17 protein-coding genes are annotated in these 17,453 nt (G+C 65.6%); 12 read left to right on the forward strand and 5 right to left on the reverse strand.

The window, feature by feature from the left end; all coding sequences use genetic code 11:
- From nadD to CAG41_RS13480, 12 genes are all read left to right on the forward strand, one after another.
- Positions 1-690, forward strand: coding sequence for a nicotinate-nucleotide adenylyltransferase (nadD, locus tag CAG41_RS13425; protein WP_170930002.1), 690 nt, complete (start codon positions 1-3; stop codon positions 688-690).
- Between the two features lie 71 nt (positions 691-761).
- Positions 762-1,256 carry a ribosome silencing factor gene (gene rsfS / locus CAG41_RS13430; protein WP_085585975.1) on the forward strand — a complete coding sequence of 165 codons (495 nt, stop codon included), beginning with the start codon at positions 762-764 and terminating at the stop codon, positions 1,254-1,256.
- Between the two features lie 10 nt (positions 1,257-1,266).
- The gene (gene rlmH / locus CAG41_RS13435; protein WP_009051038.1) at positions 1,267-1,734 is read left to right on the forward strand and encodes a 23S rRNA (pseudouridine(1915)-N(3))-methyltransferase RlmH; all 468 of its coding nucleotides are present in this window, start codon (positions 1,267-1,269) and stop codon (positions 1,732-1,734) included.
- A 10-nt stretch (positions 1,735-1,744) separates the two neighbouring features.
- Positions 1,745-3,640 carry a penicillin-binding protein 2 gene (gene mrdA, locus CAG41_RS13440; RefSeq protein ID WP_085585977.1) on the forward strand — a complete coding sequence of 632 codons (1,896 nt, stop codon included), beginning with the start codon at positions 1,745-1,747 and terminating at the stop codon, positions 3,638-3,640.
- A 31-nt stretch (positions 3,641-3,671) separates the two neighbouring features.
- Positions 3,672-4,775, forward strand: coding sequence for a rod shape-determining protein RodA (gene rodA, locus CAG41_RS13445; RefSeq protein ID WP_085586018.1), 1,104 nt, complete (start codon positions 3,672-3,674; stop codon positions 4,773-4,775).
- Between the two features lie 17 nt (positions 4,776-4,792).
- A complete protein-coding gene (gene mltB, locus CAG41_RS13450) occupies positions 4,793-5,803 on the forward strand; it encodes a lytic murein transglycosylase B (RefSeq protein WP_085632381.1) in 1,011 nt (336 codons plus the stop codon).
- A complete protein-coding gene (locus CAG41_RS13455) occupies positions 5,803-6,813 on the forward strand; it encodes a septal ring lytic transglycosylase RlpA family protein (protein ID WP_085585981.1) in 1,011 nt (336 codons plus the stop codon). The genes mltB and CAG41_RS13455 overlap by 1 nt, the downstream gene beginning before the upstream one ends.
- A 189-nt stretch (positions 6,814-7,002) precedes the next feature.
- Positions 7,003-8,160: a D-alanyl-D-alanine carboxypeptidase family protein gene (locus CAG41_RS13460; RefSeq protein WP_085632379.1), complete on the forward strand. Its 1,158-nt coding sequence runs from the start codon at positions 7,003-7,005 to the stop codon at positions 8,158-8,160.
- A gap of 82 nt (positions 8,161-8,242) precedes the next feature.
- Positions 8,243-8,518, forward strand: coding sequence for a DUF493 domain-containing protein (locus tag CAG41_RS13465; RefSeq protein WP_085585985.1), 276 nt, complete (start codon positions 8,243-8,245; stop codon positions 8,516-8,518).
- Entirely contained in the window at positions 8,518-9,165 is a 648-nt protein-coding gene (gene lipB, locus CAG41_RS13470; RefSeq protein WP_085585987.1) for a lipoyl(octanoyl) transferase LipB, read from the forward strand. The genes CAG41_RS13465 and lipB overlap by 1 nt, the downstream gene beginning before the upstream one ends.
- A gap of 1 nt (position 9,166) precedes the next feature.
- Positions 9,167-10,189 (forward strand): lipoyl synthase, encoded by a 1,023-nt coding sequence (gene lipA / locus CAG41_RS13475; protein ID WP_085585989.1) that lies wholly within the window; start codon positions 9,167-9,169, stop codon positions 10,187-10,189.
- Between the two features lie 172 nt (positions 10,190-10,361).
- A complete protein-coding gene (locus CAG41_RS13480; protein ID WP_085585991.1) occupies positions 10,362-11,312 on the forward strand; it encodes an LD-carboxypeptidase in 951 nt (316 codons plus the stop codon).
- Positions 11,313-11,405: 93 nt separating this feature from the next.
- On the opposite strand, the gene CAG41_RS13485 is transcribed toward CAG41_RS13480, so the two are convergent.
- From CAG41_RS13485 to leuS, 5 genes are all read right to left on the reverse strand, one after another.
- The gene (locus tag CAG41_RS13485) at positions 11,406-12,728 is read right to left on the reverse strand and encodes a lytic murein transglycosylase (protein WP_085656258.1); all 1,323 of its coding nucleotides are present in this window, start codon (positions 12,726-12,728) and stop codon (positions 11,406-11,408) included.
- A 61-nt stretch (positions 12,729-12,789) separates the two neighbouring features.
- Positions 12,790-12,954 carry an alternative ribosome rescue factor ArfA gene (gene arfA / locus CAG41_RS13490; protein ID WP_085585995.1) on the reverse strand — a complete coding sequence of 55 codons (165 nt, stop codon included), beginning with the start codon at positions 12,952-12,954 and terminating at the stop codon, positions 12,790-12,792.
- A 121-nt stretch (positions 12,955-13,075) separates the two neighbouring features.
- On the reverse strand, positions 13,076-14,113 hold the full coding sequence (gene holA, locus CAG41_RS13495) for a DNA polymerase III subunit delta (RefSeq protein WP_085585997.1): 1,038 nt from the start codon (positions 14,111-14,113) through the stop codon (positions 13,076-13,078).
- A 39-nt stretch (positions 14,114-14,152) separates the two neighbouring features.
- Complete coding sequence (gene lptE / locus CAG41_RS13500; RefSeq protein WP_085585999.1) at positions 14,153-14,758, reverse strand: LPS assembly lipoprotein LptE; 606 nt, start codon at positions 14,756-14,758, stop codon at positions 14,153-14,155.
- A gap of 88 nt (positions 14,759-14,846) precedes the next feature.
- Positions 14,847-17,453: a leucine--tRNA ligase gene (gene leuS / locus CAG41_RS13505; protein ID WP_085632373.1), complete on the reverse strand. Its 2,607-nt coding sequence runs from the start codon at positions 17,451-17,453 to the stop codon at positions 14,847-14,849.

Below are 17,453 nucleotides of genomic sequence, written 5' to 3' on the forward strand. Positions count from 1 at the left end.
TTGTCCGATCTCGACCCTAAAGCGCCGCTGCCCGCCAGCGAATCCCGACCCCGGCGCATCGGCGTACTGGGCGGCACGTTCGACCCGGTGCACGTCGGCCATCTGCGCGGTGCGCTGGAAGTCGCCGATGCCCTGGGCCTCGACGAGCTGCGCCTGACGCCCAGCGCCCGGCCGCCGCACCGCGATGCGCCGCAGGTGTCGGCGCAGGACCGGCTGGCGATGGTCGAATGCGCGGTGGCCGGCGTGCCGCCGCTGGTGGTGGACGCCCGCGAACTGCAGCGGGACAAGCCGTCCTGGACCATCGACACCCTGGAGTCGATGCGCGCCGAAATGGCCGCGGAGACCCAGGTTTTCCTGCTTTTGGGCTGGGACGCGTTTTGCGGCCTGCCCACTTGGCACCGCTGGAGCGAACTGCTCCAGCATTGCCACATCCTGGTGCTTCAGCGCCCGGACGCCGACAGCGAGCCGCCGGATGCCTTGCGCAACCTGCTGGCGGCGCGCTCGGTGAGCGACCCGCAGGCCCTCAAGGGGCCGAGCGGACAGATTGCATTCGTCTGGCAGACACCGCTCGCGGTGTCCGCCACCCAGATCCGTCAACTGCTGGCCAGCGGTAAGTCGGTACGTTTCCTGGTGCCCGACGCGGTCCTGGCCTACATCGATGCGCACGGTCTGTACCGTGCGTCGAACTGAACAAGGCGTGCTTCACTGATACGCACCGGCGTATCCCGAACCGCCGAACACATGAGCAAAACGAGTTTTATATGACCAACAACGACGTAAACAAAATCAAGCGCAAAGGCACGTTCAAGAGTGCCCCGCTGCCGGAGCCGACCGTGAGCGCCGAGCCGCTGAAGGGCGACGAGCTGGTCAAGGTCGCCGTGGCGGCCCTGGAAGACGTCAAGGCCCAGGACATCCAGGTCATCGACGTGCGCGACAAGCAGAGCATCACCGACTACATGGTGATCGCGACCGGTACCTCCAACCGCCAGATCAACGCGATGCTGGAAAAGGTCCGCGAAGAGGTCAAGAAGAACGGCGCCCGTCCGCTGGGCGAAGAAGGCAAGGGCGACAGCGACTGGGTGCTGCTGGACCTGGACCTGGTGATCGTGCACATGATGACCGCCTCGGCCCGTCAGTTCTACGACCTGGAGCGCCTGTGGGCCGGTGCCGAGCAGAGCCGTGCGGCCGACGCCAAGCACCACAGCCCGGAAAACACCCACGAGCATTTCGCCAAGCTCAACAAAGACCAGCAGTAAGGTAAGCGCTGTGCGACTGCGACTGATCGCCGTCGGTTCACGCATGCCCAAGTGGGTGGAAGAAGGCTGGCATGAGTATGCCAAGCGTCTTCCGTCCGAGCTGGCGCTGGAACTGGTGGAAATTCCGCTCAATACCCGTGGCAAGAATGCCGACGTGGCCCGTTTCATCCGTCAGGAAGGCGAAGCCATGCTGGCCAAGGTCGGGCAGAACGAGCGGATCGTCACCCTCGAAGTCCACGGCAAGCCGTGGAGCACCGAGCAGCTGGCGGTCGAACTGGACCGCTGGCGGCTGGACTCGCGCACCGTCAACTTCATGGTCGGCGGCCCGGAAGGGTTGGCGCCGGAAGTCTGCGCGCGGGCCGACCAGCGCTGGTCGCTGTCGCCGTTGACCTTGCCGCACCCGCTGGTGCGCATCCTCATCGGCGAACAGCTGTACCGTGCCTGGACCGTGCTGTCCGGCCACCCTTACCACAAGTAATCCAGCCCTCATGTCTCAGCCGATCCGCATCAAGGACCACGAAAAAGACGCACGTCTGGTGCGCAGCCGCGTCGTGTTCGGGGCCATTGCGATCGTCATGCTGATCGGCGTGCTGATTGCGCGGCTGTATTACCTGCAGGTGATCCAGTACGAGTACCACTCGACGCTGTCGGAGAACAACCGCGTCCACGTCCAGCCGATCCCGCCGACCCGCGGCCTGATCTTCGACCGCAACGGCGTGGTGGTGGCGGACAACCGCCCCAGCTTCAGCCTGAGCATGACCCGCGAGCGCTCCGGCGACTGGCAGCAGGTGCTCGACGTGATCGTCGAAGTGCTGGAGCTGACGCCCGAAGACCGGGTGATCTTCGAGAAACGCATGCGCCAGGGGCGCCGGCCGTTCGAGCCGGTGCCGATCCTGTTCGAGCTGACCGAGGAGCAGATCGCCCGGATCGCGGTGAACCAGTTCCGCCTGCCGGGCGTGGAAGTGGTCGCGCAGCTGGTCCGCCACTATCCCCAGGGCGCGCATTTCGCGCACTCGGTGGGCTACATGGGGCGGATCAACGAGAAAGAGCTCAAGACCCTCGACCCGGTCAACTACAGCGGCACCCACCACATCGGCAAGACCGGCATCGAGCGCTTCTACGAGGCCGAGCTGCACGGCCAGGTGGGTTACGAGGAAGTCGAGACCAACGCCCGGGGCCGCGTGCTGCGGGTGCTCAAGCGCACCGATCCGGTGCCGGGCAAGGACATCGTCCTGAGCCTCGACATCAAGCTGCAGGAAGCTGCCGAAGCGGCGCTGGGCGGCCGCCGCGGCGCCGTGGTGGCGCTGGATCCGCGCACCGGCGAGGTGCTGGCGATGGTCAGCCAGCCGAGCTTCGACCCGAACCTGTTCGTCACCGGCATCAGCTTCAAGGCCTATGCCGAGCTGCGCGACTCCATCGACCGGCCGCTGTTCAACCGTGTGCTGCGCGGCCTGTACCCGCCGGGCTCGACCATCAAGCCGGCGGTGGCCATCGCCGGCCTCGACGCGGGCGTAGTGACGGCGACCAGCCGGGTGTTCGACCCGGGCTACTACATGCTGCCCAACTACGATCACAAGTACCGCAACTGGAACCGCACAGGTGACGGCTTCGTGGACCTGGACACGGCGATCATGCGTTCCAACGACACCTACTTCTATGACCTGGCGCACAAGCTGGGCATCGACCGGCTGTCCGCCTACATGAACAAGTTCGGCATCGGCCAGAAGGTCTCGCTGGACATGTTCGAAGAATCTCCCGGCCTGATGCCGTCCCGCGAGTGGAAGCGGGCGACCCGCCGTCAGGCCTGGTTCCCCGGCGAGACCCTGATCCTGGGGATCGGCCAGGGCTACATGCAGTCCACGCCGCTGCAACTGGCCCAGGCCACGGCGCTGGTGGCCAACAAGGGCGTGTGGAACCGCCCGCACCTGGCCAAGACCATCGAGGGCGAGAAGCCCAAGGACGAGAATCCGATGCCGGACATCGTCCTGCGCGACCCGTCGGACTGGGCCAAGGTCAACCACGGCATGCAGCAGGTGATGCACGGTGCCCGGGGCACCGCGCGCAAGGCGTCCATCGGCGCCCAGTACCGGATCGCCGGCAAGTCGGGTACGGCCCAGGTGGTCGCGATCAAGCAGGGCGAGAAGTACGACCGCTCCAAGGTGCAGGAGCGCCACCGCGACCACGCCTTGTTCGTGGGCTTCGCCCCGGCGGACGATCCCAGGATCGTGGTGTCGGTGATGGTCGAGAACGGTGAGTCCGGCTCCGGCGTCGCGGCGCCGGTGGTGCGTCAGGTCATGGATGCCTGGCTTCTGGATCAGGACGGACGGTTGAAGGCCGAATACGCCAGCCCTATCAGTGCGGAGGCTACGGCCCGTGAAGAATAATTTCGATCGCATGCTCTCCAGCGAGGATGTGATGCGTCGCCGCGCGACGCTGCTGCAACGCCTGCACATCGACGGCCCGTTGCTGGTGCTGCTGCTGATCCTGGCCGCCGGCAGCCTGTTCGTGCTGTATTCGGCCAGCGGCAAGAGCTGGGACCTGCTGGGCAAGCAGGCCACCTCGTTCGGCATCGGCCTGGTGTCGATGATCGTCATCGCCCAGTTCGAGCCGCGGTTCATGGCGCGCTGGGTGCCGCTGGGCTACGTGGTCGGGGTGGTGCTGCTGATGGTGGTGGACATCATGGGCCACAACGCCATGGGCGCCACGCGCTGGATCAACATCCCCGGGGTGATCCGCTTCCAGCCGTCCGAGTTCATGAAGATCCTGATGCCGGCGACCATCGCCTGGTACCTGTCCAAGCGCACGCTGCCGCCGCAGCTCAAGCACGTGGGCATCAGCCTGCTGCTGATCGGCGTGCCGTTCGTGCTGATCGTGCGCCAGCCGGACCTGGGCACCTCGCTGCTGATCCTGGCCGGCGGTGCGTTCGTGCTGTTCATGGGCGGCCTGCGCTGGCGCTGGATCCTCAGCGTGCTGGCCGCGGCCGTGCCGGTGGCGGTCGCCATGTGGTTCTTCATCATGCACGACTACCAGAAGCAGCGGATCCTGACCTTCCTCGACCCGGAAAGCGACCCGCTGGGCACCGGCTGGAACATCATCCAGTCCAAGGCCGCCATCGGTTCCGGCGGCGTGTTCGGCAAGGGCTGGCTGCTGGGCACCCAGTCGCACCTGGACTTCCTGCCGGAAAGCCACACCGACTTCATCATTGCGGTGCTGGGCGAAGAGTTCGGCCTGGTGGGGATCTGCGCGCTGCTGCTGATCTACCTGCTGCTGATCGGCCGCGGGCTGGTGATCACCGCCCAGGCGCAGACGCTGTTCGGCAAGCTGCTGGCCGGTGCGCTGACCATGACGTTCTTCGTCTATGTGTTCGTCAACATCGGCATGGTCAGCGGCCTGCTGCCGGTGGTGGGGGTGCCGTTGCCGTTCATTAGCTACGGAGGAACTTCGCTGGTGACGCTGCTGTCAGCGTTTGGGGTTTTGATGTCGATCCATACCCACCGCAAGTGGATCGCACAGGTTTGAATAAGGTGAACAGTTCAATGCAAGCAATGCGTGGCTGGGCGACCCGGCACATGCCGTGGGTCGGCCTGGTGGGCATCCTTGGCGGCGCGCAGGAAGCGCTGGCCGGTGATTACGAGGGCTCGCCCCAGGTGGCCGAGTTCGTCGGCGAGATGACCCGCGACTACGGTTTCGCCGGCGAGCAGCTGATGGCGGTGTTCCGCGAGGCCGAGCGCAAGCAGTCGATCCTCGATGCCATTTCCAAGCCCGCCGAGCGGGTCAAGCAATGGAAGGAATACCGGCCGATGTTCCTCACCGACGCGCGCATCGCCCGCGGGGTGGACTTCTGGCGCCAGCACGAGGCCACCCTGGCCCGCGCCGAGCAGGAATACGGCGTTCCGGCCCAGGTGATCGTGTCGATCATCGGCGTTGAGACCTTTTTCGGACGCAATACCGGCAATTTCCGGGTGATCGATGCCTTGTCCACCCTCGGATTCGACTATCCTCCCCGTGCCGAGTTTTTCCGCAAGGAGCTGCGCGAGTTCCTCCTGCTGGCCCGTGAGGAACAGGTCGACCCGTTGACGCTCAAGGGCTCCTACGCCGGCGCCATGGGCCTGCCGCAGTTCATGCCGAGCAGTTTCCGCGCCTATGCGGTGGATTTCGACGGCGACGGCCACATCAACATCTGGAACAACCCGGACGATGCGATCGGCAGCGTCGCCAGCTATTTCAAGCGTCACGGCTGGGTCGCCGGCGAGCCGGTGGTGAGCCGGGCGGACGTGCGGGGCGAGCAGGTGGACGAAGGTCTGACCGCCGGCATCGAGCCGACGAAAACCGTCGGGGAGTTGCGGGCGCTGGGCTGGTCGAGTCATGATGCGCTGCGCGACGACATGCCGGTCACCGCGTTCCGCCTCGAAGGCGACAACGGCCCCGAATACTGGATGGGCCTGAAGAATTTCTACGCGATCACGCGTTATAACCGCAGCGTGATGTACGCCATGGCCGTACATCAACTGTCTGAACAGCTGGTACAAGCACGGGGCGTCAAGTAATGCGGGCATTGCCTATCAACAAACCCCTGAAGCTGGTGGCATTCGCTGCGTTGGCGGTGCTGGTCGCCAGCTGTTCGACCAGCCGTTCGCCCGCTCAGAAGTCCGCCTCCAACAGCGTCCGCTCGCAGCCGGGCCTGGACATCAACCGGGCCCACAAGGACGGCGCGCCGTGGTGGGACGTCGACGTGTCGCGCATCCCGGACGCCACGCCGACCCTGCACACCGGCCCCTACAAGGCCAACCCGTACACGGTGCTGGGCAAGACCTACTTCCCGCTGCAGGAATCCAAGACCTACGTCGCCCAGGGCACCGCGTCCTGGTACGGCACCAAGTTCCACGGCCAGAACACCGCCAACGGCGAGGTGTACGACCTGTACGGCATGAGCGCCGCGCACAAGACCCTGCCGCTGCCCAGCTATGTGCGGGTGACCAACCTGGACAACAACAAGAGCGTGATCCTGCGGGTCAATGACCGCGGGCCGTTCTATTCGGACAGGATCATCGACCTGTCCTACGCGGCCGCCAAGAAGCTCGGCTACGCCGAAATCGGCACCGCGCGGGTCAAGGTCGAAGGCATCGACCCGCAGCAGTGGTGGGCCGCCAAGGGCCGTCCGGCGCCTCTGATGCTCAACGAGCCGCAAGTGGCGCAGAATGCCGCCCCGGCGATCACGGCTTCGGCCGGCACCGTCGAGCAGTGGACGCCTCCGCCGCAGCAGCACGCCGCGGCCGTCGTGCCGGTTCAGCTCGATGCAAAAAAAAACGCTTCTGCAACAGCGTCTGGCCAGTATCTGCAGGTGGGCGCGTTCGCCAACCCGGACGCTGCAGAACTCCTGAGGTCGAAGCTCAGCGGGATGGTGAGCGCTCCGGTGTTCATCAGTTCGATCGTGCGCAATCAGCAGACCCTGCACCGGGTGCGGCTGGGGCCGATCGGATCGCCGGGTGAGATCGCCCAGGTGCAGAACAGCGTGCGCCTGGCCAACCTCGGTTCGCCGAGCGTGGTCACCGAGTAAAAAACGTAGGACTTGATTGACGGTTCACTTGCGGTTTCGGGGGGTGGACCAGGTTGTTGGCTCGTCGAAGAACAAAAGCCCGGCAAGGGTGACTGGAGTGAGCAACTGAACACGCGATGGCCCGATGAGAAGGCCATCTGATTAGTTTTGCCCGCAAGGGCAGTTTCCATTAGCGATTTCGAGAGACGGATGAACATCACCACCTTTGCCAAACGCCTGTGCCTGCTAGTCCCGCTGCTCCTCTCGCCTGCCGCCTTCGCGGCCGAGATGATGCCGTCGCCGCCGCAACTGGCCGCCAAATCCTACGTGCTCATGGACGCCAGCAGCGGCAACGTGCTGGTGGAGAACAACGGTGACCAGCGCCTGCCGCCGGCCAGCCTGACCAAGCTGATGACCGCGTACATCGCCACGCTGGAGATCCGTCGCGGCCAGATCGGCGAGAACGATCCGGTGACCGTCAGCGAGAACGCCTGGCGCACCGGCGGTTCGCGGATGTTCATCAAGGTCGGCTCCCAGGTGACCGTCAGCGACCTGCTGCACGGCATCATCATCCAGTCGGGCAACGACGCCAGCGTCGCGGTGGCCGAGCACATCGCCGGCAGCGAAGACGCGTTCGCCGACCTGATGAACAAGACCGTCGCCGACCTGGGCATGACCAACACCCACTTCATGAACCCGACCGGCCTGCCGAACCCTGAGCACTACTCGTCGGCCCATGACATGGCGATCCTGGCCCGCGCGATCATCCACGAAGACCCGGCGCACTACGCCATCTACTCCCAGAAGGAGTTCTTCTGGAACGGCATCAAGCAGCCTAACCGCAACCTGCTGCTGTGGCGCGACAAAACCGTCGACGGCCTGAAGACCGGCCACACCGACGAAGCCGGCTACTGCATGGTGTCCTCGGCCGTGCGCGACGGCATGCGCCTGATCGCGGTGGTGTTCGGCACCAACAGCGAAGTGGCCCGCGCCGCCGAGACCCAGAAGCTGCTGACCTACGGTTTCCGCTTCTTCGAAACCCAGACCTTCTACCAGAAGGGCACCGAACTGGCCCAGGCGCCGGTCTGGAAGGGCACCACCGGTCAGGTCAAGGCCGGCCTGGCCCAGGACCTGACCATGACCCTGCCGAAAGGCCAGCTGAAGAAGCTCGCCGCCAGCATGACCATGAACCCGCAACTGACCGCGCCGATCGCCAAGGGCGACGTGATCGGTAAAGTCGAAGTGAAACTGGACGACAAGGTGGTGCACAGCGCCGACCTGATCGCCCTGGACGCTGTCGAGGAGGGTGGTATCTTCCGCCGCATGTGGGATAGCATCCGTCTATTCTTCTACGGCTTGTTCAACTGATCCCAGTGTTGACCTGCATGGCCCCGCCCCGAACCCGGAGCGGGGCCATGCTCGTTGGCACGGCTTGCGAGGCCGTTACGCCATGAGCGATACCCAAGTAAAGGCGCCAAAGATCGAATTTCCTGTCACGGACTATCCTGTCAAGGTGATCAGCGACACCGGCGTGGGCAACAAGGACAAGATCATCGACATCGTCCGCAAATACGCCAAGATCAACGATGAGCGTGTGGACGAGCGTCAAAGCAGCAACGGCAAGTACACCACCATCCAGTTGCACATCGTGGCGACCGACCAGGATCAGCTGTACAACATCAACAGCGAACTGCGGGCGACCGGTTTCGTGCACATGGTGCTGTGATGCCGGGCACGCTGGGCTTTCGCGAACTCGGCCAGATGGCTTACGAGCCGGTCTGGCATGCCATGCAGCGCTTCACCAACGAACGCGGCAGCGATGCCGCGGACGAAGTCTGGCTCGTCGAGCACCCGCCGGTGTTCACCCAGGGCCAGGCCGGCAAGGCCGAACACCTGCTGCTGCCGGGCGACATTCCGGTGGTGCAGGTGGACCGGGGCGGGCAGGTGACCTACCACGGCCCCGGCCAACTGGTGGCCTACCTGCTGCTGGACGTGCGCAAGCTGGGTTTCGGCGTTCGGGACCTGGTCACGCGCATGGAGCAATGCCTGATCGAACTGCTGGCCAGCTACGGCGTGACCGCAGCGGCCAAGCCCGACGCCCCCGGCGTCTATGTCGACGGGGCGAAGATCGCATCCCTGGGGCTGCGGATTCGCCACGGCTGTTCCTTTCACGGCCTGGCCCTGAACGTGGACATGAACCTGGAGCCGTTTCGACGGATTAATCCCTGCGGCTACGCCGGGCTGGCCATGACCCAGCTGAGCGACCACGCAGGATCGATTGAATTTGCCGAGGTAAGTGCCCGGCTGCGCGCGCAGCTCGTCAAACACCTCGACTATGCTGAGCAGACGACCCTGACGGGCGGAATCGACTGATATGACTACTGATGCAGTGCAAACCATGATCCCGACGCTCGATGTCACCGAGCGCCCGGCCCCGCGTGCCAAGGTCGAAGCCGGCGTCAAGCTGCGCGGCGCCGAGAAGGTCGCACGCATCCCCGTGAAGATCATCCCGACCACGGAGCTTCCGAAGAAGCCCGACTGGATCCGCGTGCGCATCCCGGTTTCGCCGGAAGTCGAGCGCATCAAGACCCTGCTGCGCAAGCACAAGCTGCACAGCGTCTGCGAAGAGGCCTCCTGCCCGAACCTGGGCGAGTGCTTCTCCGGCGGCACCGCGACCTTCATGATCATGGGCGACATCTGCACCCGTCGCTGCCCGTTCTGCGACGTCGGCCATGGCCGTCCGAAGCCGTTGGACGTCAACGAGCCGGAAAGCCTGGCCATCGCCATCGCCGACCTGCGCCTCAAGTACGTGGTGATCACCTCGGTGGACCGTGACGACCTGCGCGACGGCGGTGCCCAGCACTTCGCCGATTGCATCCGCGAGATCCGCAAGCTGTCGCCGAACGTGCAGCTGGAGACCCTGGTGCCGGACTACCGCGGCCGCATGGACATCGCCCTGGAAATCACCGCCGCCGAGCCGCCGGACGTGTTCAACCACAACCTGGAAACCGTGCCGCGCCTGTACAAGGCCGCACGCCCGGGTTCCGACTACCAGTGGTCGCTGACCCTGCTGCAGCGCTTCAAGCAGATGATGCCGCACATCCCGACCAAGTCCGGCCTGATGCTGGGCCTGGGCGAGACCGACGACGAAGTGATCGAAGTCATGAAGCGCATGCGCGAGCATGACATCGACATGCTGACCCTGGGCCAGTACCTGCAGCCGTCCCGCAGCCACCTGCCGGTGCAGCGCTTCGTGCACCCGGACACCTTCGCCTGGTTCGCCGAGGAAGGCTACAAGATGGGCTTCAAGAACGTCGCCTCCGGCCCGCTGGTGCGTTCCTCCTACCACGCCGACGAGCAGGCGAAACTGGTCAAGGCCGAGCTGCTGGGTTCCTGATCCGGCGCTGACCCGAAATCGCCCGCCGCGCCCCAGCGCCCGGCGGGCGTTTTTTTGCCTGGCCTATGCTCGACAGAGACTTTTCCCGCAACCGATGGCTGACAATGCCTCTTCTGTTTGCCGCCGTACCTGACTACTGTGTGCTCACGACTTCACGCAGGGAGATCCATGGATGACCGTTCGACCGACCCACACCCTTTTTCCGCACCGACCCGTGCCGGCGCTGCCGTCCGAAGGGACGATCGGCGTCATCGCGCCCGCAGGGCCGGGCACGCTGGACACGGACAAGGCGGTGCAGTGGATGCGCGCCCGGGGCTACGGGCTGCGGATCTTTCCCGGCGTCTATGAGAAGGACGGTTACCTGGCCGGCAGCGACGAGGTGCGCCTCAATGACCTGCACGCCGCGTTTGCCGATCCCGAGGTCGACGCGATCATCTGCCTGCGCGGCGGCTACGGCACGCCGCGCCTGCTCGACCGCATCGACTACGACCTGCTGGGGCGCCATGCCAAGCCGTTCGTCGGCTACAGCGACATCACCGCGCTGCACCTCGCCATCAGCCGTTACGCCGGGTTCGTGACCTTTCACGGGCCGCTGCTCAACGCCGACCTGCTGGGCGACAAGGAGCCGCCGACGGTCACTTCGTTCTTTGCCATGCTGCGGGGCCAATTACAGGCCGGCAGCGTGATCGCCCACCCGGCGGCCTGGCCGTTGACCACCGTCGAGCCGGGGATCGCCCATGGCCGGCTGCTGGGCGGCAACTTGGCGATGATCGCATCCACGCTGGGCACGCCCTACGAGATCGACGCCGAAGGGGTGATCCTGTTGATCGAGGACGTCAACGAGCCGTTGTACCGCATTGACCGGCTGCTGACCCAGATGCGCCTGGCCGGTCACCTGCGCAAGTTGCGCGGTGTGCTGGTCGGGGATGTGGCGGGGGTAGAGACCGTTGCGCTGAACCGGTTGCTCAAGCAGACCTTCGAACCGCTGCGCATCCCAGTGCTGTCCGGCTGGCGCAGCGGGCATTGCGATCCGAACCTGACGTTGCCGCTGGGGGCGCTGGTGCGGCTGGATGCCGGGAAGCAAGAGTTGCTGCTGGAGCAGGATGTGGTGGTCAGGCAGTAAGCATCCGGCGCCTGCCGGAGCGTATTCGCGGGCAAGCCCGCTCCCACAGGTTCAGTGCGATCCCTGTGGGAGCGGGCTTGCCCGCGATGCTTTTTACTGGGCGCGCAGGCTTTCGAGCAGCTTGTGCGTCGGATAGCCGTCCGCCGGCCAGCCGAACGACTGTTGCGCGCTGCGGATCGCCTTGCGCGTGTTGGCGCCGATGATGCCGTCCGCCGCGCCGGCGTCGTAGTTGCGTGCACTGAGCAGGTTCTGCAGTTCGATCCGCTCGGTGCGGCTCAGCGGCAGGTCGTCCTTGGGCCAGGTGCCGCTGATCAGGCCGGCGCCGTTGAAGCGCTCCGACAGCAGACCCACCGCCAAGGCGTACGACGAGGAGTTGTTGTACTTGAGGATCGCCCGGAAGTTGTCGAGGATCAGGAACGCCGGGCCACGGTAGCCGGCCGGCAGCAGCAGGGCGGCGGACAGCTGATCGGAACCGGCCGGCGCTTGCCCGCCGTTGGGCAGGATCACGCCCATTTGGCGCCACTCGGCGACGCTCCTGCGGATCGCGCCGTCAGCCAGGGTGTAGTTGAAGCCGCTCGGCAGCTGCACTTCAAAGCCCCACGGCTGGCCGCGCTGCCAACCGGAGCTTTGCAGGTAATGCGCGGTCGAGGCCAGGGCGTCGGCCGGGCTGCCCCAGATGTCGCGGCGGCCGTCGCCGTCGAAGTCCACGGCGTGGGTGTTGTAGGTGGTGGGGATGAACTGGGTCTGGCCCATGGCGCCGGCCCAGGAGCCGAGCATCTTCTCGGGCGTGATGTCGCCCTGTTGCAGGATCTGCAGCGCGGCGATCAGTTGCGCATGGGCAAAGCCCGGGCGGCGGCCTTCGTAGGCCAGGGTCGCCAGTGAGTTGATCACCGACTTGTTGCCCTGGAACTGGCCGAAGTTGCTTTCCATCCCCCATACCGACACCAGTGCCTGGCGGTCCACGCCATAGCGCTGTTCGATGCTCTGCAGGATGCCGGCGTACTGATTGATCAGGGCTTGGCCCTTGCGCACCCGCAGCGGCGAGAGCGCGCCGTCGAGGTATTCCCACACCGGCCGGGCGAACTCCGGCTGGCTGCGGTCGGCGCGGATCACGCTGGCGTCGAAGCTGACGTTGGCGAAGGCGCGGTCGAACACGTCGGCGCGGATCCCGGCGGCGAGGGCGTCCTTGCGAAAGCCTGCCTGCCATTCGGCGAAGGTCTGGGTCGGTTGCAGGTCGAGGTCGTCACCGGAAGGCACGACGGGCGGAACGATGGCCGGGGCGGTGGCCACGGGGGCGGTCTGGAGCGGTTGCGCGTCGGCGGCGGTGGGTTTCTCCGCGCAGGCGACCAGCAACACGAAGCTGGTGGCGGCGATCAATTGGCGCACGGGCCAACGACGGGTAAGGCAAAGGGGCATGCACAGGTCCAGAGGATGTGAATCAGGTGCAGACCTTAACATGGCAAAGGGGTGAAGCGCTTCACGCGGCCAGAAAGTAAGAAGCCTCCCAGCTTTTAGACTGGAAGGCTTCGCGGCGGTAGCTGCCTTTGCCCTTGGCCGGGCGTTCCTGGCGGCTGCGGAACAGCGGTTGGGCGATGATGGATTTGGCCTTGTTGTGGCCATGCTTCGATGGCTTTTTGCTCATGATGTCACTCTCTGAGGGGGGATTTTGCGTGGCAGATGATCTGCCGATGTTCGCGGTCTGTCCAGTCCGGTGATGAACATTGCGGCGAGGAAGCTTGCGCCTTTGCCGCAACGTCCGGCACTTATTCGGCAGGCAACGGCAGGCGCTGTCCGGCCATCAGCAATGACAACCGGCTCAGGCTCATCCACGGCGAGCCCGGTGCCTGGCCCTTGATCTGCGCATCGATGCGCTGGGCTTCGAGCAGCAGTTGCGCCCAGCGTTGGGCCGAGTAGCGTTGCAGGGCCTTGGTCATCAGCGGCTTGCGCTTGTCCCAGACCGGCGGCTTGGACTGGCTGAAGGCCTTGTCCAGCGGCGTGCCCTGGCTGTACTGCTGGGCGATGCTGGCCAGCAGGCGCAGTTCCCGGGCCAGGGCCCAGAGGATCACCGGCGGCTCGACGCCTTCGCCGCGCAGGCCTTCGAGCATGCGCAACGCGTGGGCGGCTTCGCCGTTGAGGATCGCGTCGGTCAGGCCGAACACGTCGAAGCGTGCGCTGTCGGCCACGGCCGCCTGCACGGTTTCGACGGTGATCTGCCCGTCCTCGGCCATCAGCTTGAGCTTTTCGATTTCCTGGGCGGCGGCTAGCAGGTTGCCCTCGACCCGCGCGGCGATCAGTTCCACCGCGTCCTGGCTGGCCGACAGGCCGGCCTGGGACAGGCGCTGGCGGATCCAGCTGGGCAGCTGGTTGGCGTCCACCGGCCAGATCTGCACGAACTGGGTCTGCGCACCTTCGACCAGGGCCTTGCCCCACTTGGTTTTCTGCGCGCTGCCGTCGAGCTTGGGCAGGCTGATCAGCAGCAGGGTGTCTTCGGCCGGGCGCGAGCAGTATTCGATGAGCGCGGCGGCGCCCTTGTCACCGGGCTTGCCCGAGGGCAGGCGCAGTTCCAGCAGGCGCTTTTCGGCGAACAGCGACAGGCTGGCGCCGGCCAGCAGCAGCGTGCCCCAATCGAAGTTGGCGTCGGCGGCGAACACCTGGCGTTCGTCGAAGCCCTGCCGGCGGGCGGCGGAGCGGATGGCGTCGGCGGCTTCCTGGCACAGCAGCGGGTCGTCGCCACTGATGACGTAGACCGGCGCCAGCGTGCCTTGCAGGTGTTTGGCGAGTTGGGCGGGAGCGAGCTTCATAAGAGAAAGCGAACGGGGCGCCTGAGCGCCCCGGACGTCTTACTGCTGCGGCAGTTCGAGCGGCGACTGACGCGGAGTCTCCGCCTCAGCCTTCTGCGCCGCTTCCAGCGCGTCGGCTTCCGCCTTGGCGCGGGCGTTGGCCTTCTGCTGCAGGTCGTCCAGCTGGGCCGGCGTCAGTTGCTGCAGGCGCAGCATCATGCGCTGAACCAGCTCGCGGCGGGTTTCGCGGCGGGCGTCGTTGGCTTCCTGGTCGGAACCCACCAGGTTGTTGCCGTCGTGGATGAACACTTTCTGCACTTCAAGCTTGTCGCTCTTGAGCAGCAGGTTGTTCTCGCCGCGGATGTCGTAGTTGAGCACGGTGTTGACCTGGTACTCGCCCGTACGGCCTGCGCCGGCATAGCTGAGGATGCGCTGGCTTTCCTGCTCGTCGGCCAGGAACAGCTTGTACGGCGCGCCGGAGACCACCTTGACGCCGCTGGACTCCAGCACCTGGCGCAGTTGGGTCACGGTCTCGCCGTAGGCGTTGCGGGCGCTCAGGTCGAGTTCCTTGATCGCCAGTTCGGTGGTGCCGGTGCCGCGCAGGTGGAAACCGCAGGCGCTCAACAGGACCGCGAGGCCCATCACCAGCAGATTGCGTTTGATCATTGTGTTGCTCCCCTTGAAACCGTGTGGGCCGATGCTGCGGCCCGAAAGGTTTTACAGGGCGCCGGCCGCAGCCGGCGCCCGATCCAATTTAGCTGGCGACGATGTTGACCAGTTTGCCCGGCACCACGATCACTTTGCGGATCGTCAGGCCGTCGACGAAGCGCAGCACGTTCTCGTTGGCGCGGGCCGCGGCTTCGATCTCCTCGCGGGTGGCGCTGGCCGGCATTTCGATCTGGCCGCGCAGCTTGCCGTTGACCTGGATCACCAGGGTCAGGCTGTCCTGCACCAGCGCGCTTTCGTCCAGCGCAGGCCAGGCGGCGTCGATCACGGGGCCGGCGTGGCCCAGGCGGTTCCACAGGTCGTGGCTGATGTGCGGGGTGATCGGCGCCAGCAGCAGCGTCACGGTCTCCAGGCCTTCGTGGATCAGGGCGCGGTCCTGCTCGGTGCCCTGGGCGGCTTTCTCCAGCACGTTCATCAGGGTCATCACCTGGGCGATGGCGGTGTTGAACTTGTGGTTCTGGCCGACGTCGTGGCTGGCCTGCTTGATGGCCTGGTGGATCGAGCGGCGGACGGCCTTCTGCTCGTCGTTCAGGGCGGCGACGTCCAGCTTGCCCGGCAGGCCCTGGACGATATGGGCCTGGGCCAGGCGCCAGACGCGCTTGAGGAAGCGGTGCGAGCCTTCCACGCCGGAGTCCGACCATTCGGCGCTCATGTCGGGCGGCGAGGCGAACATCATGAACAGGCGGCAGGTGTCGGCGCCGAACTGGTCGATCATCGACTGCGGGTCGACGCCGTTGTTTTTCGACTTGGCCATCTTCTCGGTGCCGCCGATCTCCACCGGCAGGCCGTCGGCGATCAGCTTGGCGCTGATGACCTTGGCCTTGCTGTCGCGCTCGAGCTCGACGTCCGCCGGGTTGAACCAGGTGTAGGCGCCGTTGGCTTCGCGGCGGTAGTAGGTCTCGGCGACCACCATGCCCTGGGTCAGCAGGTTCTTGAACGGCTCGTTGGAGCTCACCAGGCCTTCGTCGCGCATCAGCTTGTGGAAGAAGCGCGCGTACAGCAGGTGGAGGATGGCGTGCTCGATGCCGCCGATGTACTGATCCACCGGCAGCCAGTGGTCGGCTGCGGATTTTTCCACCAGGCCGCCTTCGAAGTGCGGCGAGGCGTAGCGGGCGTAGTACCAGGACGACTCGACGAAGGTGTCCATGGTGTCGGTTTCACGCTTGGCGGGCTGGCCGCATTTCGGGCAGGCGCACTCGTAGAATTCCGGCATGCGCGCCAGCGGCGAGCCGTTGCCGTCCGGCACCACGTCTTCCGGCAGCACGACCGGCAACTGGTCTTCCGGCACCGGCACGTCGCCGCAGGCGCCGCAGTGGATGATCGGGATCGGGCAGCCCCAGTAGCGCTGGCGGCTGATGCCCCAGTCGCGCAGGCGGAACTGGGTGCGCGAGGCGCCGAGGTTTTTCTTGATCAGGGCGACTTCCATGGCGTCGAACGCGCCGGCGAAGTCCAGGCCGTCGAACTCGCCGGAGTTGATCAGCGTGCCGTGCTCGCCGTAGGCGTCCTGCCACGGGGCCGGGTTGGTGTCGCCGGCGCTGGTGCGCACCACGGACTTGACCGGCAGGCTGTACTTCTGGGCGAACTCGAAGTCGCGCTCGTCGTGGGCCGGAACGGCCATGACCGCGCCGTCGCCGTAGTGCATCAGCACGTAGTTGGCGACCCACACCGGCAGTTTCTCGCCGGTCAGCGGGTGCTCGACGAACAGGCCGGTGGGCAGGCCTTTCTTTTCCTGGGTGGCGACGTCGGCTTCGGCGACGCTGCCGGCCTTGCACTCGGCGATGAACGCCTGCAGCTCAGGGTTGTTCTGCGCGGCCAGGGCGGCCAGGTGGTGCTCGGCGGCCACGGCGACGTAGGTCGCGCCCATCAGGGTGTCCGGACGGGTGGTGAAGACCTTCAGGGTGCCGGTCTCGCCGATGGAATCGACGTTGTACGGGAACTGCACTTCCATCCCGCGGGACTTGCCGATCCAGTTGCGCTGCATGGTCTTGACCTGTTCAGGCCAGCCGGTCAGCTCGTCGAGGCTCTCCAGCAGCTCATCCGCGTAGGCGGTGATCTTGAAGTAGTACATCGGGATTTCGCGCTTTTCGATCACCGCGCCGGAACGCCAGCCGCGGCCGTCGATCACCTGCTCGTTGGCCAGGACGGTCTGGTCGACCGGGTCCCAGTTCACGGTGCCGTTCTTGCGGTAGATCACGCCCTTCTCGAACAGGCGGGTGAACAGCCACTGCTCCCAGCGGTAGTAGTCCGGCTTGCAGGTGGTGACTTCGCGCGACCAGTCCACCGCCAGGCCCAGGCTGCGCAGCTGGGACTTCATGTAGGCGATGTTTTCGTAGGTCCATTTGGCGGGCGCCACGTTGTTCTTCATCGCGGCGTTTTCCGCCGGCATGCCGAACGCGTCCCAGCCCATCGGCTGCAGGACGTTCTTGCCCTGCATGCGCTGGTAGCGGGAGATCACGTCGCCGATGGTGTAGTTGCGCACGTGCCCCATGTGCAGCTTGCCGCTGGGGTAAGGGAACATCGACAGGCAGTAGTAGGTTTCCTTGCCTGGCTGTTCACTGACTTCAAAGGACTTGTGCTCATCCCAGAACGACTGGGCGGCGGCTTCGATTTCACGGGGCTGATAGTGTTCGTGCAT

The sequence above is a fragment of the Pseudomonas sp. B35(2017) genome (genome assembly GCF_002113645.1).
Classification (GTDB): domain Bacteria; phylum Pseudomonadota; class Gammaproteobacteria; order Pseudomonadales; family Pseudomonadaceae; genus Aquipseudomonas; species Aquipseudomonas ekonensis.